Genomic DNA, 23,964 nt, shown 5'->3' with positions numbered 1-23,964 from the left:
GGACACAATCCTCCTGCTACAACGTACATTATTAATTATACATTATAAATTATTAATAGACATTGATGTTAAGAAAAAAAACTTTTCAAAATAAAGTAGCACCTAGTCGCTACGCACTACCAATCACTGCAACCCTTGCCACCTTGGTTTGGGTTGCAGTAGGTTTTATAGAGGGTAACATTTGGCTTAATTTTGCTTTTACCATCATATCTACATTACTGATGGTAGAACTCAACAACCACAACTCTCTGATGCGTACCTACAGCCGAATGGTTTCGTGCAGTTTTCTGGTACTAGTCACCATGACTTGTCTACCAACCCCATCTTATAAAGCCAATATCGTATCGATGTGTTTCATCGCCTTCTATCTCATTATATGGAATAGCTATCAGGATAAACGGTCGGCAGGATGGACTTTCTATGCCTTTACCTGTATCGGACTCGCTTCGATGGTATTCATACAGATAGGTTATTTCTTACCGATATTATGGCTGATGATGATGGTATTCACCAATTCCTTCAGTATCAGAAACTTATTTGCCTCACTCATCGGAATCATCATACCTTACTGGTTCTCGGCAGGATACTATGCCTATACCAACAACATCGATGGACTTGTCAGCCATTTATCAGAATTCATCAACTATCATGAGTTGTTTGATTATTCAAGGGTAACCGACCATGAAGTCGTCAACCTGATATTCATCACCATTCTGGGCATTATCGGTTCCATCCACTTTCTGCACACAGCATATGCTGACAAGATTCGTACGAGAATGATATACGAGTCGTTCACCATGGTGAACTTCGTGAGCCTCGCCTTCATCATCCTGCAGCCTCAGCACATCAAGGAGTTAGGCAGCATCATGATAGTAAACACGGCACCACTCATCGCTCACTTCATCACCTATACCAAGGGAAAAATAACCAATATCATGTTTATCACGATGCTCGTGATGACTGTCTTGATATTATTATACAATATATTCATTCCTGAAACTGTATTATTACAGGCAGTTCAAGGATTAAGTATCCACGGATAAAGTTTGATGTGTTGAAACGCTGCATCAGACCTATTAAATGACGAATTGACAATGAGTTGGATTATCAGTTTCTTAATCGACTGGGGCTATTGGGGCATGCTTGCTGCAGCTTTTCTGGCAGGTTCTTTCTTCCCATTCAGCAGCGAGGCAGTAATGGCAGGCTTGCAGGCAGCCGGACTAGAGCCTCTCCCCCTCGTTATCTACGGTAGCATCGGCAATGTGCTTGGTTCCATGTTCAACTACGGTGTGGGCAGAATGGGTAAGATGGAATGGATAGAGAAATACCTGCATGTGAAGAAAAAAAATCTGGATAAGGCTGAACGTTTCATGGCAGGCAGAGGCGCCTGGATGGGATTCTTCGCCTTTCTCCCACTATTGGGAAGTGCCATCACCATCGTTTTAGGCTTGACAAGAGCCAATATTCCGATTTCGATACTCAGTATCACCATCGGAAAAGTACTAAGATATGTTTTATTGGTCTATGGACTGAGTTTTATCGTTTAATTATGAAGAGATTTTTATACCTTATTATAATATGCACCCTAATGGTTGGCTGCAAAAGCAACCAGCAAAAGGCTGGCATGGCTGAAAGTAATGCCAAGCCTACTGTAACCGTTACCATCCCTCCCTACCAATACTTCGTAGATAAGATTGCCGGAGACAAGGTAGATGTCAACGTAATGGTATCGAATGGTAACAACCCTGAAACATACGAGCCAAACGCCCAGCAGATGATGGAACTCTCCAATAGTGCACTCTATCTGAAAGTGGGCAGCATCGGCTTCGAGCAGACTTGGATGAAGAAACTGCAGGACAACGCTCCCGACATGAAGGTGATTGATACCTCTGTAGGCATCAAGCCAGCCCAAACACCTGGCGGCAATATCGACCCACATGTATGGATGAGTTGCAAAAACGCCCGCATCATCGCCAGCAACATACTCAAGGCACTCTGCGAACTGGAGCCAAAACACAAGACTTTCTTCGAGAAGAACTACAAATCGCTGCTCAGCATCATCGACAAGAGAGACAGCACCATCAAGGAAAGTTTCAAAGAGAACCCAGATTTGGTACGCAAGTTTGTGATTTATCACCCTATCCTTACCTACTTTGCCCGTGACTACCAGCTTGAGCAGCTAGCCATAGAGGAAGAAGGAAGGGAGCCAAGTGCCGCCCAGCTGAAGAGCCTCATCAAGAGAGCAAGAAAAGAGAAGATCAAATATTGCCTCATACAAGCAGAGTTTGCCAACCGCAACACCAATACATTCATCAACGAGAGCCACACCAAGCCAATGAATATCAACCCATTGCAAGGCGAATGGAACTGGGCGATGCAGGAAGCTTCATTGGCTGTACAAGGCAAGGAAATTGTGGTAGGCAAATAAACTATACTTCTGCTGGTGCTACCCAGCCTGGCGGTTAAATTTAAAGAACAATAACTAATCATAAAGTTCAATGTTCAAAGTTCAATGTTCAAAGTTAATAGAGATTGAGCATCTATCCGCCGGATACGACGGCAAACAGGTGCTCCACGACATCAATCTCACCGTCTATCAAGACGATTATCTTGGCATCATCGGACCTAACGGTGGTGGCAAGACTACCCTCATGCGCCTCATTCTGGGACTGATGAAGCCAACAGAAGGAAGAATCAGATATTATAAAGATGGGCAGGAAGTCAAGGAAATCCGAATGGGCTATCTCCCACAATACAACTCCCTCGACAAACAGTTCCCTATCTCCGTCTACGAAGTGGTGCTCTCTGGCCTCAGCAAGACCAAGAGTCTCTTTTCGAGATACACCCAGGCGCAGCATCAGCAGGTACTCGATTGCCTCGAGCGTATGCAATTGATGGAATTCAAGGACCGCCACATCGCAGCCCTCAGCGGTGGACAGCTGCAGCGAGTCCTCCTCGCCCGGGCTATTGTCTCAAAGCCGGATGTAGTAATCCTCGATGAGCCAAACACCTATATCGACCGCAGATTTCAAAAGCAGATGTACGAGATGCTGGAGCAAATTAACAAGGAATGCGCCATCATCATCGTGAGCCACGACATTGCCGAAGTGCTTAATAATGTGAAGCACATCGCCTGTGTGAACCATCATCTGCATTACCACGATACAGCAGATATGCCTAGAGAAAAACTGGAAGAACATTTTCTAAATGTTTAGGTAGATAATATAATAATGCCTAAAAAACAAGAATAAACTTCAAGATTATCTCATCTTTTTAGTATCTTTGCAACGATTTATACACTTTAACAAAGAAATATAATACATTAAAGTTTAAACAATAATGAAACAGTACAAATTGGTGGACAATATCTTTGGATGGGTCGCATTCATCATTGCGGCTTTTGTTTATTGTTCCACGATTGAGCCGACAGCCAGTTTCTGGGACTGTCCTGAGTTTATTACAACTGCCTACAAGCAGGAAATCGGTCACCCACCAGGGGCACCGTTCTTCATGCTCTTGGGCAATTTCTTCACACACTTCGCCAGCGATACCACTCAGGTGGCTAAGATGGTGAACATGATGAGCGCACTCCTCAGTGCCGTCTGCATCATGTTCCTCTTCTGGACCATCACCCATTTGGCTCGCAAGCTTATCATCGGTGACTGGAAGGAGATGACCACCGGCAAACTGATTGCCATTGAAGCATCCGGTATGGTGGGCGCACTCATCTATACCTTCAGCGATACCTTCTGGTTCTCAGCTGTTGAGGGTGAGGTATATGCCTTCTCTTCTGCCTTTACCGCTGTGGTATTCTGGTTGATTCTGAAGTGGGAAGACCATGCCGATGAACCTCATAGCGACCGCTGGCTCGTACTCATCGCTTATATGACAGGTCTGAGTATCGGTGTGCACTTGCTTAACCTGCTCTGCATCCCAGCCATCGTATTGGTTTATTACTACAAGAAGGTACCTCAGGCAAACTTGAAGGGTTCGCTCCTGGCGTTGTTCCTCTCATTCCTGGTAGTAGTTGCCGTATTGTATGGTGTGGTTCCAGGTATCATCACCGTAGGCGGATGGTTTGAGCTGTTCTTCGTCAACGTGCTCGGTTGTCCATTCAATACCGGTGAAATCGTATATATCATCTGCCTCGTAGCCTCTGTTATCTGGGGTATCTACGAGACATACAATGCCTCAGAAAAGAACGAGAAGAAGCAGAACATCGCCTTCGTTCTCGGCTTCGGTATGCTCGGCATTCCTTTCTATGGATATGGCTGGACCGCCGTTATCTGTGGCATCCTCGTATTGGCAGCCCTCTGGTTCGCCTTGAACTACAAGCGCAAGAAGGAAATCACAACAGGTGTTGACGAGGTAACAGGCATCACAAAGAAGAAGATGCAGGTATTGCCTCTCATCTCTGCCCGCATCAAGAATACAGCATTGCTCTGCATGCTGATGCTGATGATTGGTTACTCGAGCTATGCGCTCATCGTAATCCGTTCATCTGCCAACCCTCCTATGGACCAGAACTCTCCTGAGGACATCTTTACCTTGGGTAGTTACTTGAGCCGTGACCAGTATGGCGACCGTCCTTTGTTCTATGGTCAGGCTTATACCTCTCAGGTAGCTCTTGAGGTAGATGGCAATATGTGCAAGCCTGTCATGAAGGAAGGTGCACCGGTTTACCAGCGCAAGGAGAAGGCTTCTGCAGATGAGAAGGACTCCTACTTTGTAGTAAGTCATAAGAACAAGTACGTCTATGCACAGAATATGCTCTTCCCTCGTATGTACAGCTCGGCTCATGCCTCAGCATACGAAGACTGGATGGTCGGCGTAGAAGGCTCCGAAGTACCTTACGACCGTTGCGGTGAAAGCATCATGGTGAAGGTTCCTTCACAGATTGACAACATCCGCTTCTTCCTCTCATATCAGTGCTACTTCATGTACTGGCGCTACTTCATGTGGAACTTTGCCGGACGTCAGAACGACATTCAGGGCAATGGCGAACCAGAACATGGTAACTGGATTTCCGGTTTCTCATTCATTGATGATGCACGCTATGGCGACCAGAGCAAATTGCCAGACGATTTGAAGGAAAACAAGGGACACAACGTGTTCTACTGCATGCCGCTGATTCTCGGTCTCATCGGTCTCTTCTGGCAGGCTTGGTATACCCGCAAACGCAAGGTAATGAAGAACGGCGTGGAGACTGAGGAGACTCTTCCTATCGGTATCCAGCAGTTCTGGGTGGTATTCTTCCTGTTCTTCATGACAGGTCTTGCCATCGTCATCTACTTGAACCAGACTCCTATGCAGCCACGTGAGCGTGACTATGCTTATGCCGGTTCATTCTATGCCTACGCTATCTGGTGTGGTCTTGGCGTCCTCGCCATCATCGACCTTCTGAAACAGAAGATGAAGCTCAGCGGAACAGCCGTTTCTGCTATCGTAGCAGTCATCACACTTCTCGTCCCAATCCAGATGGCTTCACAGACTTGGGATGACCACGACCGTTCAGGCCGTTACACCTGCCGTGACTTTGGTCAGAACTATCTGATGTCACTCCAGGAGAAGAGCAACCCTATCATCTTCACCAATGGTGATAACGATACCTTCCCACTCTGGTACAATCAGGAAGTAGAAGGCGTAGGAACAGATGCCCGCGTTTGTAACCTGAGTTACCTGCAGACTGACTGGTATATCGACCAGATGATGCGTCCTGCATACAACTCACCTTCTGTGCCAATCACCTGGCCACGTCTCGACTTCTGTTCAGGTACCAACGAATATGTATCGGTAGAGCCGGAAACAAAGAAGCAGATTCTTGAATTCTACAAGCAAGATCCAGAGAATGCCAAGAAGCAGTTCGGCGATGAGCCTTTCGAGCTGAAGAACATTCTGAAGAACTGGGTACGCAGCAAGAACCCTGATATGCACTTCATCCCAACCGATACCCTCTATGTCACTATCGACAAGGAGGCTGTAAAGAAGAGCGGCATGATGATGGCATCAGATTCTATTCCAGACAAGATGGTCATCTCGCTTGCCGGCAAGAGCGCACTCTACAAGAACGACCTCATGATGCTCGAAATGTTGGCACAGTGTAACTGGACACGTCCTCTCTACGTAGCACTCACCGTAGGCGAAGAGAACTATATGAACCTGGGTGACAACTTCGTACAGGAGGGACTTGTGAACCGTATCACTCCGTTCACCACCAACAAGCCAGGTGCCAAGAACTTCGATACAGAGAAGACCTATCATAACATCATGACCCGATTCAAGTTCGGTAACCTCAAGCAGAAGGGTCTCTATATCGACGAGACTACCATGCGCATGTGTTATACTCACCGTCGCCTGCTTGCTCAGACAGCTCTCCAGCTCATAGCTGAAGGCAAGAAGCAGAAGGCTATCAACATCTTGAAGAAGGCTGATGTAGAGATTCCGGCATACAACGTAACACTCGATTACATGAGTGGTGGTCTGGATATGGCTCGCGGCTGGTTGATGACCGGTCAGAAAGCCAAGGGTAAGGAATATGTAGAAGCAGTTTGGAAGAACGCTTCACAGTATCTCAACTATTACCTCTCATTATCTAACGACCGATTCCTCATGAGTCAGAACGACTGCATCCGTCAGCTTATGATTATGCAGAGCATCTGCGATGTAGCAGGAATGGTAAGTCCTCAGTTGGAACAGAAGTATCAGAAGCAGCTCAACAACCTCTATACCCTGTACCACGGCAGAGGCGGCAAAATGCCAGAAGGCAATCAGTAAATAACAGAAAGTTTGATGTAGCGATGGCTACATCAAACTTTTCATTATTCATAACAATCAATTTTTCCCATGTTCATAGAGCAACCAGCCAAATGGCTTAGATGGTTATATCCAAAGGCAATCTGGAGAATGGATAAGAATGACCACTCGGTATATCTCACATTCGATGACGGTCCCATTCCAGAATCCACTCCATTCATTCTGGAAACCCTGAGAAAATATAACATCAAGGCAACCTTCTTTATGGTGGGCGAGAATGTATTGCGCAACCACGACCTCTACAACCAGATTGTGGCAGAGGGACATCAGGTGGGCAACCATACATTCAACCACATCGGTGCTTTCAAGCATCGTGTCATCTCATACGTTCTCAATACCAACAAAGCAAATGAGTTGATACATGCCCATCTTTTCCGTCCACCTCATGGATGGATGAGAGCCAGTGAATACTGGTGGCTGCATCGTACCTATAAAGTAATTATGTGGGACCTGGTTACCCGCGACTATTCTAAATGGATGACGGCAGAAGACGTGGTAAACAACGTGAAGAAGTATGCCCGCAACGGCAGCATCATCACCTTCCACGACTCATTGAAGAGCATCGACAAACTGAAGACAGCTCTTCCACAATCCATCGAATGGCTCATGGAACAGGGTTATGAATTTAAGATTTTTGAATAAACAGACATGAAAAGAATCAATAGTTATCAAGCTGTAGCTTCATTTGTAAGAGGTTTCTTCGAGGCTTATGCCCGAGGCATCATGGATGCAGCCATCGGAGGAGATGACTTCCAGAAGAAAAACGACCCGAAAGAGGTGAAGCAGATGATGCTGGAACACTATGGAGAAGTGAACCAGTATTTCTTCGACATCATGTTCTCTACCCTCGTACGACTCAACTACAAGAGCGCAGAAGAGGCTAATGAGCGCATGAAGAAGAACTTTGAGAGCATGAAGCAAGCGGATCCTACCTTCGAGCCAACCATGCTCGACTATCTGCGCATCGCCTGCAAATCCAACCAGCTTTACAAGGCGATGGAAGCTGAATACAAGCGCAACTTCACCTGGCTTCTTCAAGGTAAGTTTACAAGCATAGAGGAGCACGTACGCGATTATACGCATGGCATTCTCATCAGTCTTGCCGACGAACCGATGGCTATCCATCTGCTGGTGCGTATCATCGTGAAGGCATACGCAGCCGGACTGAAATGTGGCAGCAAGGAGGGCAGCCAGCATCAGCTCCACATGCCTACCCTGCACGGTATGCTGCTGAACAATGTGAACATCCTCCTCAATGAGGCTCCGCTGAAGGGCGATCCTGAAGATCCTGTTGCCCTCTTCAAGGAGGCATGCAAGAATGAAGAAGAAAACATCAACGTTCTTTTCAACACATTAAACGATGCGATGAAAGAGCTGGCAGAGGAATAAGTTTTCCATCAAATTATACCGGAGCTAAAATAACTGCACTTCAGCTGGGCAACAAGCGCACAACACGTGCTATGCAAGCGCACAACAGCTGTTGTGCGGCTTTAGAAGCTGACTGTTACGAAAATAAATAAGTAATATCCGGACAACTTTTACTATAAACGAGAACGACTTCTCACACTTATAAGCATTGCTGCCTATAATTGTGAGAAGTCGTTCTCATATATAATACAGTATCTTACTGCATATCATAAACTACCTGCATGAGCTTCTTACCAAGTTCATCAGCCTGCTCCATGGTTGAAGCCTCACTATATACGCGGATGATTGGTTCAGTGTTACTCTTGCGGAGGTGAACCCACTTGTCAGGGAAGTCAAGCTTCACACCGTCGATATCAGTAACAGTTACATCCTTCTCCTTGCCATACAGCTCCTTCACCTTGACGAGGATAGCATCTACATCGGTAGAAGCGGTCAGGTCGATGCGGTTCTTGGCGATGAAGTAGTTAGGGAAGCTGGCACGAAGCTCGCTCACCTTGCAGCCCTTATGAGCCAGACTGCTCAGGAAGAGAGCGATACCTACGAGGGCATCACGACCATAGTGGCTCTCAGGATAAATAACTCCACCATTGCCTTCGCCACCAATCACAGCGTGAACATCCTTCATCTTGGTGGTTACATTCACCTCACCTACGGCAGAAGCACAATATGAACCGCCATGCTTCTCGGTTACATCACGGAGCGCACGAGTAGATGAAAGGTTGCTGACGGTGTTACCTGGAGTCTTGCTCAATACATAATCAGCTACACTTACCAGGGTATATTCCTCGCCAAACATCTTACCATCCTCGCAGATGAAAGCCAGACGGTCAACATCCGGGTCAACAACGATACCCATATCATATCCACCCTTCTTCAACTCATCCATGATGCCACCGAGATTCTTCTCCAATGGCTCTGGGTTGTGAGCGAAATCACCGGTAGGCTCAGCATTCAGGAATGTATATTCTACGCCGAGGGCATCGAGCAACTCAGGGAGAATAACACCACCCACAGAGTTGATAGCATCTACACAAACCTTGAAGTGAGCATTCTTGATAGCCTCAACATCAACGAGCTTCAAAGCAAGCACCGAGTCGATATGGCGCTTATTGAATGTATTATCTTCTGTATATTTACCGAGAGAATCAACATCAGCATACTCGAAGTCTTCTTTTTCAGCGATACTCAACACCTCGCTACCATTGGCAGCAGTCAGGAACTCACCCTTCTCATTCAGGAGCTTGAGGGCATTCCACTGACGTGGATTGTGGGAAGCAGTAATGATGATACCACCCGCAGCACCACTCATGGTTACGGCAAGCTCAGTAGTAGGAGTAGTAGCCAGACCAATGTTCAAAACATCGTAGCCCATACCCATTAAGGTACCACAAACTACATTCTTAACCATCTCGCCAGAGATTCGTGCATCACGACCAACAACGATGGTATTACTCTTCGAAGCACCGCTACGACGAATGAATGTTGCGTATGCAGAAGTGAACTTTACGATATCGAGCGGATTCAAAGTATCGCCCGCTGGACCGCCAATTGTACCGCGGATACCAGAAATAGACTTAATTAATGTCATAATTATATCTTTAAAATGAATTATTAAGGAAAATTCTTCAACAAACCGGATTATCTTCCGCGCTGGATGAGCAAATCATAGAAATATGCATTCACACTACCCGAAGCAGTTGTTGTACCGTATGAATGAGGAATCAACAAGCGAACATGGGCAACACGCTCTGCATCGGTCTGAGGACGACCAACCTTGATCCATGTAAAAGGAACGAGCCATCCACTAGGTACGACACCACTGACACCATAAGACTGACTGGCATGAGCTGTAGCCATCAAACTGGTCTTGGTATCAAAAGTGGCCTGGAAAGTTCCTGTGGTATTGGTTACCGTCATCTTATCTATATAATAAGAATAAGCAGCTACCTTATTAGAGAGTGTCCATGAATCTTTACAGATCTTGGCACGGGTATTGATGTTATATTCATCGAAACGCACCAATACATCTGCAGTTTCACCAGATTTGATAAAATCGCCACAGCCCTGCTCCAATACCTGCATATACACACCATTACTGTTGAACAAGACATACTCGTTCTTGCCATTGGTATGCTCGGTAAGAGTCTTACCCTCTTTAAATCGCTTGGTAAACTCATCCTCTGAAATAACGGTGATATTCTCATTCTTCAGGAAGGCAGCGATAGAATCAAGTTCACGGTTACGCAAATCTGCGTAAGTCTCATTATCACTACATGCGGCAAACGAGAAAACGGCCGCAAAAGCTATTATTGCAAACAATAATTTCTTCATTACTATTACTTAATGTCTGAATTACTTTGTATTAAAATCTAAATTATTGCGCAAAGTTACAAAAAAGAAAAGACAACACCGAGAGGAATAGGAGGATTTTATTATAATTTATCACTTATTATCATCCAAATGCCTCTTTCGGGGTTGTTTCTTCTTATTTTTTCACTATTTGCCGGATTTATACCCGAAGTTTTACTTCAATAAATCGGCATATGCCATAATGGCTTTCTGGGCTACAAGCTCAGCTTCCTCGATACTGCAAAGCAGTTTTCCTCCCGATGCATTGAGATGACCGCCACCATTGAAGAATTGCTCTGCCATCTTATTGCATGGGAAATCATCTACCGAACGGAGACTTACCAGAATACGGTTATCGATGTCGGTATCCTCACGGAGAGAGATAGAAAGTTTATGTCCCTTGATGGTAAGAGGCACATTCACCAATCCTTCCAAATCGCCCTTGATGAAATCATAGTCCTTCAATTCCTTACGGGTAACGGTATAATAACTGGCATGAAGAGACTCGATGACCTGCAATTTCTCGTTCATCAGATGACCACGGAAGCGGACTGCAGACACACGGGCGTTATTGAATACATTGCGATAGATCTTATCCTTGTCGATGCCCTTGGTCAGGAGCTGGCAGATGATGTAATAGATGTCCGGATTAGAGGAATTATAAGTAAATCCACCCGTATCCGTCATCATACCGCAGTAAACGCAGGTTGCCCAGGTCTTATCCAGCTCAGGGAAACCACCCAACTGCCATACCAATCGGAACACCAGTTCGCTGGCACTGCTGGCATGTGGCTGGGAAATCATCAGCTTAGCCTCCAGATTAGGAGCCAGATGATGGTCTATAACAATGCGCTGCGCCTTGCAGTCAGCAAGTACATGATCCATCTCGTCAAGACGTCCTGTGCTGCCAAAGTCAACACAGAAGACGAGATCTGCCTCATCAAATGCCTGCTGCACCTTCTCGGGATGCTTATCATATCTTACTATGTCAATACAACCAGGCAACCAGGAAATGGCATCAGGTATCATATCCGGTACACAAACCATTGGCTCCTTGCCTAGAGAGCGCAAATAATAAGCCCATCCCAAGGATGAGCCAATCGCATCGCCATCAGGTGACTTATGGGCACAAATAACAATACGACGAGAAGCCGCTATAGTCTCTCGGAGAATAGCGGCTTCCTGATCTGATAATATGTTTAAATTAATATCCATCTAACTGAATTAGAAGAGTTTGTTTGGATATACACCTTCATCGATAAGACTCTGAATCTTATCTACAACACTCTGACGGTCTGCTGCATAAGTTACACCAAACCACTTACTTGTAGTATCGAGAACCTTTACTGTAGAAGTACCCTCGTTGATGAGCTTGTTGACCATCAATGGGATGAAGAACTCAGCCTTCTTGTTCTCCATATTCTTAGGATCGCTCAAGAACTCCTTGAAGTAAGCCTCACTGTGCTCGAAGTAATCAGGTGTGAAGCCCCAGACATTCATGGAAACAGGTGTGTTGTCCTCGACAGCAACCCACTTGCCTTCCTCGTCCTTGTAAGATACCTTACCATCGATGCGCATAATTTCAGTGCGCTCAACGCAAGTGGTCAGGTTTTCCTTATCATCCTTAGAGCAGATACCACGAGCTACAGTACCATTGTCGCTCAAGGTGTTGCCTACACGGAAACCAACCATAGCATAACGGTTCTGGCTACCCTCTGGAAGTTCAGAGAGGAACTTACCCATTACCATGAAGCAATCGCGATTGTAGAAGTCATCGCAGTTGATTACGCAGAAAGGTTCCTTGATGATATCCTTAGCCATCAATACAGCATGATTAGTACCCCATGGCTTCTCGCGACCTTCTGGTACGCTGAATCCCTCTGGGAGGTCGTCCAATGCCTGGAAGCAGAGCTCTGCAGGAATGTGGCCCTCATACTTAGAGAGGATTTTCTCACGGAACTGATCTTCGAAATCCTTACGGATAACGAAAACGATCTTTCCAAAACCAGCCTGAATAGCATCGTAGATACTGTAGTCCATAATAGTCTCACCATTAGGACCCAGACCATCGAGCTGTTTCAAACCACCGTAACGGCTACCCATACCAGCAGCCAAAAGCAATAATGTAGGTTTCATATTGTATATATTTTAAATAGTTGATACTAAAAGAATACCGATGCAAAAGTACAAAAAAATATGCACGTAGCGGCATTTTTCTATCACTTTTTTTGATTTACATCAACATTTCTCATTTTCTACCCTTAACTCCGGGCAATTTGTTCTCTCAATTCACTAAAAAGGATAACCCACTGCCAAATGCAGGCTCTGATTTTTCTTGAAGCTAGGGATGTTATAGAAGCCGCTCTTGCCGGTATCGTATGGCAGATGCAAGCCGATTCCCCAATCTACACGAACCACGAACATGCCCATATCGTAACGGATACCCACACCGGTGCCTACAGCCATCTGCTTATAGAACTCTCCGAACTTGAAGGCTTCATTCTCTGAGAGATCAGCATCCTTCATCCATACATTTCCAGCATCCAGGAACAGAGCACCGTAAAGGTCGCCCCAAATGCGGGGACGATACTCCAGATTTGCCTGGAACTTGATATCACCCGTACGCAGGATATTGGCATATTTATTACTCAGGTCACTATAATCCTGCTTTCCCGGACCGATACCTCGCACATTGAAGGCTCTGATGCTGTTGGCTCCTCCCACATAGAACATCTCGGTATATGGAGCCTGACTTGAGTTGCCGTAACTCCAGATGACACCTGCATTGAGATGAACAACAAGGGTAGAAGTAGGATTCAACGTCCAATACTTCACGAAATCCGTCTCCATCTTAAAAAACTGAGAGTACTCATTCTTGAACATCGTCTTGCCATCCTCGCTCCATTTCTTACCCGCCAGGAGATAGCCCAGCGACAGGACATTACCAGCTTCGCTCACGGTAGTAGACCAGACTATAGGACTGCGATACTTCTGGGCACTGCGATAGGTATAAGTATAACTCATCTTCGGAATGAAGCGGTCAGCCATCGAAGTTGCCACATATACATTATTATTCATGATACTGTCAAACTTCGGTGAAGTATAATTCATATACTCATACGAAAGAATCAGCGGACTGAACGAATGGCGATGCTGATAAGAGGTAGCCCAATCGTAAGTCAGCTCTCCTCCTGCCACATGGCGACGGAAATAACCGGCACGGTTCAATATGTTCATAGACGCCTTCACCGTGGTGGTTGGCGTACCATAGTAACGACGGGGCATATGACCATTTCTGAATCTGCGCTCGTTCTGCGCCATCGTACGGAAAGCATTCCAAGGGGTTATGATACTTGGGAAGGAAAGTGAGACATCCGAACCGAATTCATACGAATTGATCTTGCTGGAACTACCTCCCTGCCCGTTGATGGTTTGCCATTCATGCGAACCATGGAAGTTGATATCGAGTTTCTCGCCTCCACGGAAAGCATTGCGCTTGGTTAAACCCACAACCAGTTCCGGACCTACTCTTCCCGTCGTCTTACCCTTGGCATTCGCCTCTATATAGAAGTCGTACGGTTTGTCAAACACCAGGTCGATGTTGGCATCCAGGGTGTCACGGTACTGAATATTTCCCAAACTGTCTATCACCTGGGTAGTACGGGGAACATACTGCACATTGGTATAACTGAAGAGTCCCATTGACTGCAATCCCGCCTTTGCCCTCGTCTCATCATCCACCATATAGAGTTTGCGAGGACGGAGTTTCAATTCTCTGAGCACCACGCCGGCACGAATCGGCATCTTCTTACCTGCATAGCGGAACTTCAGGTAGCGGCGCACGAAAGAATCGGTCATCTCCTCCATAAACTGCTTCTTGAAGTTGATGTTGATATTGCCGATATACCATTGGCGTGTTGCCTCAGGCTCGATACTGTCGACCATCGCCAGACGGAGATTCACCTTTCCTGGCGTATTTACCGTATCAGCAAGATAAGATGCATAACCGTTCTGATAGAAGTAATAGCCATGGTTACGGAAAAGTCGGGTGAGTCGCTGGCGCTCCTGTTCCAAGGACGAAACCTTGAAAGGTCGTCCCTTCTTGATGATAGCCTCCGACATGGTGGAGTCGATAAGTTGCCTGCCATGCTCAGGGAAATTGAGATAAGCGATGGAATCCAATCTCCACAGATGACCCATATCCACCTTATAAGCCACCTTGGCTTCTTTCGGATTACTCTGGGTAAGCACCTCATAATCTACCTTGCCATTAAAATAGCCCAACTTATCGAGCTGATGTTCTGCCACCTGTGCTCTCAACTGCGGATTCACATTAGCCATCAATTTAGGCTTCGAGCCAAATACCTTGGTAATCCATCGCGAGAGTGCATCATCCGATTGGGAAAAGGCATTCCATACCCATAAGCGGAGAGGAAATGGTGTACGATAATAGCTGCTTCCCATGAAAGCACCCGTAGGCGCTGAAGCCAGTGCATACTCCATCTCCTCCTTCACCGAATCAGCATACGGATTCGCCTCATAATTGGTATATTCTATAGGCTTCAATCCTGCAAAAAGCTGCTCGCCTTCCTTCAGGGCACTCGTTGAGGAGCACCCTGTAAACAAAAAGCTGGTCAGCATCACCGATACTGCTATATATATAATAAGGTGAAGTCGATTCTTCTTTCTCATATCACTAACTTATTTTACTTGGTCTTCAAAGGGTCGAACATCTGCGATGTCTTTGCCTTGTTTATCTTATCTTTCCCTGTTCCAGGAGATGCCAGAGAGTCTTTCCTGATTACCGATGCAGGCGAAGGACCTTGGGGCTGCTGCTTATCAGTCTTCAAGCGGAAGATATCCGTAAACTTGGAAAGCTTTCTGCGCCAGGTGAAACCACCGCCATATTCACCAATCTGACCGTCCAGCCAATCGTAGGTATTGGCATTGTAAAAGGCTCTTACATACATACTGGCTCCTTCGTTGAGTCGATACTGTACTTCCACATTATTAAAGAATGTCTCATTATTATTGGCATTCTCCAATTCGGCACCTGTTGATACCTGTCCGCCCACCGAGAAACTCAAGCGATTGTTAAAGAATCGCTTGGCAAACTTAAAGTTATAATCTGTATGGGTTGCTCCTGCAGCATTGGTCTGGTTATCAACAGACATACCGACATCAAGTCCGATACTTCTCATGGCTGTACCGGCAATGTTATTGATTTCCGAATTAAGGAAGGAAGTCAAGGCACTATTCATAGAGAACGAACTGGTAGAACCATTTGCCAGATACATTCCCGAAGCCAGCATCGTGATGGCTATCTTGCCTCGCTCCTCAACACTCATCGAACTCAACTCGTCCTGAACGGTCTGGTCGTTCGAAGCAGAGATGATGAACTGGATGCCCGGTTTCTCCAAGGTCTGGCTCAGTTTTACTCCGCATACGAAATCTACCGAACGTCCACTACCCTCACCCTCGTTGACGGTAGTCTTGATATTCTCAGTTGCCGTGATACTCAAGGTTGGATTAAACGGATCACCCGTGAACTGGATATAACTTCCGTCCTGAATATTGAAGGTCTTCAATGGAATGATAGGCAGAGAGTACTTCATCTCACCATCATTCAAGGTATATCGACCCGTCAATCTGATACCGTCAGCCGTGTTGTACCGCATCTGCAAATTGCCTCCTCCCATCAGATCCACATAATTGGTCTTATCTGCATTCAAGGCACACAAGATACGTGCTGACTCGTCGATAGACATGCTCAGCAACATATCAAAACCATCCAGTGCCGGTTTCTGGACCACAACTTCCTTACCGCTCTTAAAGTTGGTAAACTTCACGAGCTCATCCAGCTGATTATCGGTGGTCAACTCCGACTCACGCAGAATATAGGTCATATCGGTCTTACCCAATACATCCAGCTTACCCATCATCTTCAGATTAGACAAGGAGCCCTGCATACTTCCGAGGAAATTGACATAAGCCTTACCGAAAGCTTCAGAACGTGCATTCTCCTGAGCATCTATCAGCAGGAAGTCCTGCGCCCTCATACGGATATTGAGCTTCATATTCTCAACATCAGTAAAGTCGAGAGCACCCTGGATATTGAGCGGACTCTCATTATTGGCATACATCATGAAGTTCTCGAAGAGCAGCTTACTGTCTGTAATGCGCACCGGATCGTTGGCAAATCGCATGGAAATACCGTATGGCACACTTACCAGATAAGCAGAATCGAGATATACCTCACCATCGATATCAAGATTGCTCAAGGCACCCTTCATCTTCAAGGCACCTTCGCCATATCCCTTCAAACCAAGAAGCTGGTCGGGTACGAAACCATTGATGAAGTGAAGCGGGAGTTTCTCCAGTCCTACCTCTGCATCCAGATCGCCGGCACCTTCCGACTTGTATGTACCCGTAACAGTTGCCACCTCATCACCCTCATAGGTAAGGATGGCATCTACATAGTGAGAACCGTCACTCTTTGGCATATAGGTAAACTCTGAACCCACATTGCCCATCGGACATTTCTCGTAGGTCATATTATCAATCTTCAGATTAGAAGATACGGAGAGTTCCTCCTTAGTCTGGATTACGTGGAAGTCACCGTCCATGATACCCGTAATATCCGGCATATATGGAATCACACTCAGCACCTTGTCCAGATTGAACCTGCTCATGCTGACGGTGATATCCTGCAGGGCATCCTCGTTCTCATCGTTGGAATAGACACGCATACCCATATTGCCCGCTGCTGCCTTCAGCACCAGATCGGCAGATACACGTCCGTCATCACTCAACATCACATAGTTGGAATCATTGGCTACAAATTCCTTATAACCCAATATCGGATGCGTATCAATCAAGGAAAGTTTCACACCATTAGGCTGCAACATGGCAGCCAGTCCGACATCTACGCCCAACTTATTGGCTGCATCATAGATACGTGCCTTGACATTGGAACCATGCTCCTGAACCTCGCCATCTACCAAAGCACGGAACACATACTGCGGATTGTGCTTATTGTTCTGAACACGTGCCGAATAACGGATAGTATCTCCCTGCGTATGGACCAAGGCACGGATGGTATCCAGCTGTATGCCACTTGCTACCAGGGAATCGATATTCATATAACCTTCAAGTCCAGCCAAAGGCGAAGCATTCAAATCCATTTCTACCGACTTGAAGTCATATCCCATGTATTTGATGAAGCGCGAGATGAAATTATCCCTGCCGGTAGAAAGATAAATATGTCCGAGCGGGAAGCTGTTACGTATCTGCACCTGATCGATGCGACGGTTCTTAAACTGCTTCAACAATTCCTTCTGCAATCCCACCACTCTATCGAAGAGCATCTGATATCCACCATGCGCATCCATGTTCAGGCGGAAATCACCACAGGAAGCAATGGCATGGGTAGTATCCCTGGTGGTCAGCACATCCAGATTCACTCCTACCGGACGATAGACATTATCTCCTGCTCTTACGGTAATATCGTCCATAGAGGCCCATACCTTATGGTTATCCTTTAAATCAGAATGAATATCTATCTGTCCACAAAGTGAAACACCCACAGGCTTTTGGGTTACCTGTAACTGATACATGTCTGCATGGCGCACATCAGCCACCAAAGTAGCCTGCAACTTCTTGGTACTTGCCAAGGCACTCACGGCTATGACACCGTTCAGCAAATCGTTCTTACTATCCAGCGTGGCATGTATCTTACCATTAGCAACCTGCGCATCAGCCAAGACATCATGCAGATGATACTTGTCATAATGCACCTGATTCACTTTGACTTTCGCCATCAGTCGGGTACGTGGTGACAGGAAATCCGTGCCCACACCCTTTGCCTCTACAGCTCCGGTAAAAGTGTAGAGATTCTGATGAGGCAAGAAATGTCTGGCTTGGATGTTTGAAGCCTGCAACTTAGCCTGATAAGCCAGACTGTTCATGTCCAGGCTACCGTCCTTGCGGGTCCTGGCATCAACAGTAGCATCCACCTTCATGCTTCCCTTACCCTCGGTAAGAGCCAGCCTGGTTGCATATTTCGTACCATCAACCTTTACATTACCATTGATGCTGATACCACTAGGAATACGGATTTCCTGAGTCAAGGAAGGATCAAGCATCGCCGTCACCATACCGAGGTTATAGGTACGGGCCTGCAAATCGACATTCGCCTTCAGATGGTCCATATCCATCAGATTGGCAATGGTTCCATCAGTACTCAACTGGAAAACCGTAGGCAGACTCAACTTGACTCCCGAGAAGGAAGCACGCTGCATATTTCCCTTGAATGAGCCTTCTAACTTCATCGGATAGTAAGGCCATCTGTTCTTCATCTGCTTAGGCAAAGCATCACCGATCAAGAGGAAAAGATCAGAACGTCCCAAGGCTCCGTTGACACGAGCCATGATCTTGCCCGGATTTTTCTCGGCAAAAGCATTCATATCGAAATCTACCGAAGCCTGCAAATTAGAAACAGGGGTACGAAGATAGAGATCAGGCAACTGCATCTTCACAGAATCCATTACGAATCTGCCATAGAGCTGGTTGATTTTCAGTCCGCTTTTCTCCTTCAACTTCGCTTCCTGAATCTTCACATCAATCCTGGAATCGCAGAAATAGAAAGAATCAGCCTTAACAGCCATGTCAGAAAAGGCAAGATGATTGAAATCCATACCCGGAACCGGGCGCTCGAAATTCTGATCGTAGTTCACCCTTCCGTTCTTCCAATCCAGATGCTGTATCTGATACAAACCTTTATACAGGTCGAGATAGGTGGTGCGAGCCAACGCATCACCCAAATAAGCATTCACCTGAAGTGTATCTCCAGGCATGTGAAGGGTAAAATCGGTATTCTTTAGTTTTAGCTTCTGGATATTGATTTTCCAGAAATTAGTACTTGGAGTCGTATCAGGTGGAACAGTATCACTCAATTCCACGGACAACCTGGCATCCTTTATAAGCGCATCATTTACATTCACACGCTCTTTTCCCAAATCGATGCCATGTGCCACCAATTGCAACTTGCCCACATCTCCCTTGATGCGGGCTTCATGAATGAAATTGGTAGTATTCACCTTCATCCTGGTGAAATTCAGTTCATCCACCATCACCTGATTGCTGAAGAGTGGAAGCAACTGCACATCTACCACCATCTTCTGGATGTCGGCAACAGTATCCTTTTTATTTCTCAGAGTAAGATTTCTGCTGTTCTTCAGCGAATCGACAGGTTGCAGTACCTTCACGCCTTCCACTCCCAATTTGAGAGGGAAAACGAGTTGTACATGCTCAACAGAAATATCCATGCCCGTCGATTCTGAAGCATAAGAAGCTACTTGCTTTACCGCCCAATTCTGTACAGGTGGCAAGTAAAGCAAAACGGTTAGCAACAATATAAGCAAGAATGGAGTAAGGATTAAGACACTTACCCATTTCGCATACTTCTTCATAAGCATGGATATTTAATAGTTATGGAGCTATCGCTCTCCATAGATTATCATCAGGCAGAGGAGCTTCCACTATAATCGTTTCCTTAGATACTGGATGCACAAACTCTACCTTGTGCGAAAGAAGCGAGATACTGCCGTCAGCGTTGCTGCGGGGGGAACCATATTTCAAGTCGCCCTTGATTGGACATCCCATCTTAGCCAACTGACATCTGATCTGGTGATGACGTCCTGTCATCAGGTTCACTTCCAACAGAGTGTAATGATCAGTATGACCTATCACCCTATACTTCAAAATCGCTTTCTTCGAATTCTTTACCTCATGATCGTAAGCATAGCTTTTATTCTGCTTTTCATTTCTTACAATCCAATGAGTCAAGGTTGCCTCAGTCTCTTTTGGCATGTTCTTTACAATTGCCCAATAGGTTTTGTGAACATCGCCATCACGGAACATCGTGTTCAGACGGCTTAATGCTTTTGAGGTCTTGGCAAACACTACGAGTCCTGAGACAGGACGATCAAGTCGATGCACCACGCCTAGGAATACATTTCCCGGCTTCTGGTATTTCTCCTTGATATATTGTTTTACCGTCTCTGAGAGAGGTTCATCGCCGGTCTTGTCGCCCTGCACGATTTCACCACTTCTCTTAGAGACGATAATTATATGGTTGTCTTCGTAAACTACCTGCATGTTTTAGCTAAAAAACGGATGCCAATAGATTACATGTTCATACCACCATCGATCTGGATAACCTGACCACTTACGTAGCTAGACATATCAGAAGCGAGGAATAGACAAACGTTAGCGATATCCTCAGTCTGACCACCACGGCGCAAAGGAATCTTCTTCATCCAGTCCTTACGGATTTCCTCTGGCAACTGTGCAGTCATAGCTGTCTCGATGAAACCAGGAGCAACAGCATTAGCACGTACACCCTTAGGACCCAACTCCTGAGCAATAGACTTAGCCAAAGCAATCATGCCAGCCTTAGAAGCAGCATAGTTACACTGACCAGCGTTACCATGAACACCCACTACAGAAGCCATATTGATGATAGAACCACTGCGCTGACGGAGCATGATTGGAGAGCAAGCGTGGATAAAGTTGAAAGCAGACTTCAAGTTTACGTTCAAAACAGCATCCCACTGAGCCTCTGTCATACGAAGCATCAAACCGTCCTTTGTGATACCAGCGTTGTTAACGAGAATGTCAATAGAACCGAAATCTGCATGAATCTGCTTAACAGTCTTCTCTGTCTCCTCGAAATCAGCAGCATTACCTGCGTAAGCACGACATGTCACGCCAAGAGCCTCAATCTCCTTACGAGTAGCTTCCAAACCAGCAGCCATATCATCGTTGAGTACGAGGTCAGTGAATGCAATATTAGCACCCTCAGATGCAAACTTCATTGCGACAGCCTTACCGATGCCGCGTGCAGCACCTGTAACAAGGGCTGTCTTACCACTTAATAATCCCATTTCTTTTATATTTAATTAATTATCAATAAATTACAATTTCAATCCAGATTTACCCAAGGCACCATATACTACCTTGGCAACAAGAGGTCTGCTGGATTCTACATTCAGTCCATGTCCCAATCGGCCATAGATGAATGGTACTTCCAAGCCCTTGATACAATAATGAGTAATATCTGCAACGAGATCAACATTATCAATGTCAAACTCACCGTCTTCCTTTCCTTCTGAATAAATCTTTCTCAGAATCTCAATTTCATCCTCATCAAAATTCTTGCGAGCCTTCTCTACCATCCAGATATTACGGAAAAACTCAGCTCGCAAATTACCATTACGAACTACAGTTTCCTTAATCATACTGAGATGTGTATAAATAAGCTCTATGATTTTATCTTGAGGACGCATTTTGCAAGAGGCAACTTCATCGAGTCTCTCAGACAAACGATCCAATTCTGATTCTATCACAGCATAATAGACATCTTCTTTTCTGCTAAAATACGTATAGAGCGTACGGCGACCCTTACCAGAAGCTACAGCAATATCATTCATAGTGGTATTTGCTATACCGTTCTTTGCAAACAGTTGTCGGGCGACATCTACTAACTTTTGTCTTGTTTTGGAAATTGACATATTGAAGTCCCTCCTAATTAAAATGATTGCACATAAAAATATCTGTGTGCAAAATTAGTAGTTTTATTCGATATATGCAAATATTTAGTGTTAAATTATAAATATAGGGATAAAAAAAAGAATCGGATAGAATGTTGAAGTACAACTTTCTACCCGATTTGCATGGTTGCGGCGGCAAGACTCGAACATGCGACCTCCAGGTTATGAGCCTGGCGAGCTACCAACTGCTCCACGCCGCGATATAATCAACTCATTTCTGAATTGCGAATGCAAAGGTACAACATTCTTCGATAACCGCCAAATATTTCTAGCAAAAAGTTGTCAAATTAACAATGTTTTAACACTTAACAAGAAAAATGTAGTGATAAATGATAAATATCACCACAAATAGCTAATAAAAGGTTGTCTATCTAAAAAACAGAAAGAGACAGAAAACAAAATCCGACCTATCCCAGCGGGACAGATCGGACATATCAAAAATCAATTACTTTTTCAAAAGCTTCATGACCTTCTCAAAATAGCGCTGGGTTCTCTTCACACTGTAGTGATTTCCACCATTCCAGGCACGAATCGCCTTCTCAATGCTATTAAGAGGATTGTGGACAGACTGCATCAGGAGAAACATCTCCTTAGATTTAGAAATACTATATCTATCTGCTAATGTGTAACGCTTCTTACTCTTCCTTTTCTTCAAGATGTCATTACACTCTGCCACTAAGATTGGGGTAATCTGCATAACACCAACAGAATTACCACTCTTTGCGTTGGGGTTACCCTCACTCTCTACCTGGATAATCGCTTCCATCACTGGAGTCCAATCGAAATCATTAGTAGAGGATACATTTCCATTTGTAGCAGCCGACGCTGTACATACTTTCATAACCAGCACCAAGATGCTGACCAATACCATTGTTATTCTCTTCATATTTTTTGTTTTATGGAACCTGAAAAGCTGAAATACAACATCAGTGATTTCGCGGTGGCAACTTGTGAGAAAAAGAAAGGCTGCTCACCTCAGTTCCGTTAGATACCTTAACGGATATCAATCTATGCGAAAACGCATAAACATGCTATCCTTATTCTTATCGTTTGCAAAGGTACTAAAAAAAATCGAAATATGCAAGTAATCTATTGATTATCAGCGCTTTTTTGAAGTTTTAAACACTTTATAACAAAACGTCTTGACATACATCAAGCAGGAAAAAGGTAAAAGAGTAAAAGAGTAAAAGGGTAAAAGATTAAAAGGGAAAAGGGGAAAGGGTCGAAAAGTAAAAGAGTAAAAAGGTAAAAGGATAAAGCAGCTGAAATAATCTGCGTCATCTGCGAATTGAAAATCGGCGGCCGAAGGGAAATCCAAATCTGCGTGAGAAAAAAACAATCAACATAAAATAGCAATCAGCGTGAGAAAACAAAATCAGCATGAAAACAAAAAAGCCCCGACTACTTTCGTAATCGAGGCTTCTGAAATTGAAAGAAGGCGGCTACCTACTCTCCCGCATTGTATTGCAGTACCATCGGCGCAAGTGAGCTTAACTTCTCTGTTCGGAATGGGAAGAGGTGGGACCTCACCGCAATAACCACCTGATAATGGGGTATGACGTATTTGCACACAAGCAAACTGTATTTGACAGTAAAGAACCACCGTCCCTCTCGATTCAATCGAGAGTCAACTGCTGAAACTATGAACTTTCTAAAGAAAGTGTTCGGGCAATTAGTAATGCTCGGCTTTGACATCGCTGTCTTTACACCTGCATCCTATCAACGTCATCGTCTCTGACGACCCTCAATGGAGTTCTCATCT

At 45.2% G+C, this 23,964-nt stretch carries 17 protein-coding genes, 1 tRNA gene and 2 rRNA genes; 7 read left to right on the top strand and 13 right to left on the bottom strand.

Translation table 11 applies throughout. The features are described 5' to 3' along the window. Positions 1-65: 65 nt before the first annotated feature. The 7 genes from ACTQ53_RS07315 to ACTQ53_RS07285 all read left to right on the top strand — a co-directional run bounded on the left by ACTQ53_RS07315 (position 66) and on the right by ACTQ53_RS07285 (position 8,202). Positions 66-1,043: a hypothetical protein gene (locus ACTQ53_RS07315; RefSeq protein ID WP_294969545.1), complete on the top strand. Its 978-nt coding sequence runs from the start codon at positions 66-68 to the stop codon at positions 1,041-1,043. Between the two features lie 51 nt (positions 1,044-1,094). After that, positions 1,095-1,547 carry a YqaA family protein gene (locus tag ACTQ53_RS07310; protein ID WP_441932585.1) on the top strand — a complete coding sequence of 151 codons (453 nt, stop codon included), beginning with the start codon at positions 1,095-1,097 and terminating at the stop codon, positions 1,545-1,547. 41 nt (positions 1,548-1,588) lie between these two features. Continuing rightward, complete coding sequence (locus tag ACTQ53_RS07305; protein WP_441932584.1) at positions 1,589-2,428, top strand: metal ABC transporter solute-binding protein, Zn/Mn family; 840 nt, start codon at positions 1,589-1,591, stop codon at positions 2,426-2,428. 70 nt (positions 2,429-2,498) lie between these two features. Next, positions 2,499-3,215: an ABC transporter ATP-binding protein gene (locus ACTQ53_RS07300; RefSeq protein WP_294969553.1), complete on the top strand. Its 717-nt coding sequence runs from the start codon at positions 2,499-2,501 to the stop codon at positions 3,213-3,215. Positions 3,216-3,339: 124 nt separating this feature from the next. Then, positions 3,340-6,774, top strand: a complete 3,435-nt coding sequence (locus tag ACTQ53_RS07295; protein ID WP_441932583.1) for a glycosyltransferase family 117 protein — start codon at positions 3,340-3,342, stop codon at positions 6,772-6,774. 69 nt (positions 6,775-6,843) lie between these two features. Beyond that, positions 6,844-7,455, top strand: a complete 612-nt coding sequence (locus tag ACTQ53_RS07290; RefSeq protein ID WP_153122407.1) for a polysaccharide deacetylase family protein — start codon at positions 6,844-6,846, stop codon at positions 7,453-7,455. A gap of 6 nt (positions 7,456-7,461) precedes the next feature. Next, positions 7,462-8,202 carry a hypothetical protein gene (locus ACTQ53_RS07285; protein ID WP_295403726.1) on the top strand — a complete coding sequence of 247 codons (741 nt, stop codon included), beginning with the start codon at positions 7,462-7,464 and terminating at the stop codon, positions 8,200-8,202. A gap of 235 nt (positions 8,203-8,437) precedes the next feature. Here ACTQ53_RS07285 and glmM read toward each other — a convergent pair whose 3' ends face one another. From glmM to ACTQ53_RS07220, 13 genes are all read right to left on the bottom strand, one after another. After that, positions 8,438-9,829 (bottom strand): phosphoglucosamine mutase, encoded by a 1,392-nt coding sequence (gene glmM, locus ACTQ53_RS07280; RefSeq protein ID WP_233905763.1) that lies wholly within the window; start codon positions 9,827-9,829, stop codon positions 8,438-8,440. A 50-nt stretch (positions 9,830-9,879) separates the two neighbouring features. After that, a complete protein-coding gene (locus ACTQ53_RS07275; protein WP_264950638.1) occupies positions 9,880-10,572 on the bottom strand; it encodes a DUF4827 domain-containing protein in 693 nt (230 codons plus the stop codon). Positions 10,573-10,764: 192 nt separating this feature from the next. Next, complete coding sequence (locus ACTQ53_RS07270; protein WP_441932618.1) at positions 10,765-11,799, bottom strand: DHH family phosphoesterase; 1,035 nt, start codon at positions 11,797-11,799, stop codon at positions 10,765-10,767. Between the two features lie 15 nt (positions 11,800-11,814). Next, positions 11,815-12,726, bottom strand: coding sequence for a nucleotidyltransferase (locus ACTQ53_RS07265; RefSeq protein WP_153122387.1), 912 nt, complete (start codon positions 12,724-12,726; stop codon positions 11,815-11,817). Positions 12,727-12,882: 156 nt separating this feature from the next. Next, positions 12,883-15,282, bottom strand: coding sequence for a translocation and assembly module lipoprotein TamL (gene tamL / locus ACTQ53_RS07260; protein WP_441932582.1), 2,400 nt, complete (start codon positions 15,280-15,282; stop codon positions 12,883-12,885). Positions 15,283-15,296: 14 nt separating this feature from the next. Next, on the bottom strand, positions 15,297-20,060 hold the full coding sequence (locus tag ACTQ53_RS07255; RefSeq protein WP_441932581.1) for a translocation/assembly module TamB domain-containing protein: 4,764 nt from the start codon (positions 20,058-20,060) through the stop codon (positions 15,297-15,299). A gap of 19 nt (positions 20,061-20,079) precedes the next feature. After that, on the bottom strand, positions 20,080-20,748 hold the full coding sequence (locus ACTQ53_RS07250) for an RluA family pseudouridine synthase (RefSeq protein WP_294972547.1): 669 nt from the start codon (positions 20,746-20,748) through the stop codon (positions 20,080-20,082). Positions 20,749-20,777: 29 nt separating this feature from the next. Further along, the gene (gene fabG / locus ACTQ53_RS07245) at positions 20,778-21,536 is read right to left on the bottom strand and encodes a 3-oxoacyl-[acyl-carrier-protein] reductase (RefSeq protein WP_294701713.1); all 759 of its coding nucleotides are present in this window, start codon (positions 21,534-21,536) and stop codon (positions 20,778-20,780) included. A 30-nt stretch (positions 21,537-21,566) separates the two neighbouring features. Beyond that, a complete protein-coding gene (locus ACTQ53_RS07240) occupies positions 21,567-22,163 on the bottom strand; it encodes a TetR/AcrR family transcriptional regulator (RefSeq protein WP_153122383.1) in 597 nt (198 codons plus the stop codon). A gap of 163 nt (positions 22,164-22,326) precedes the next feature. Continuing rightward, positions 22,327-22,402 (bottom strand) — tRNA-Met (locus ACTQ53_RS07235). Between the two features lie 245 nt (positions 22,403-22,647). Then, a complete protein-coding gene (locus tag ACTQ53_RS07230) occupies positions 22,648-23,043 on the bottom strand; it encodes a lytic transglycosylase domain-containing protein (protein WP_441932617.1) in 396 nt (131 codons plus the stop codon). A 592-nt stretch (positions 23,044-23,635) separates the two neighbouring features. Further along, a 5S ribosomal RNA gene (gene rrf / locus ACTQ53_RS07225) occupies positions 23,636-23,748 on the bottom strand. A 105-nt stretch (positions 23,749-23,853) separates the two neighbouring features. Next, a 23S ribosomal RNA gene (locus ACTQ53_RS07220) occupies positions 23,854-23,964 on the bottom strand; the annotation flags it as partial.

Origin of the sequence: Prevotella sp. Sow4_E9_plate, from assembly GCF_052116205.1 — a bacterium.
Lineage (GTDB): Bacteria > Bacteroidota > Bacteroidia > Bacteroidales > Bacteroidaceae > Prevotella.
This window is presented reverse-complemented; position numbering and strand designations above follow the sequence as displayed.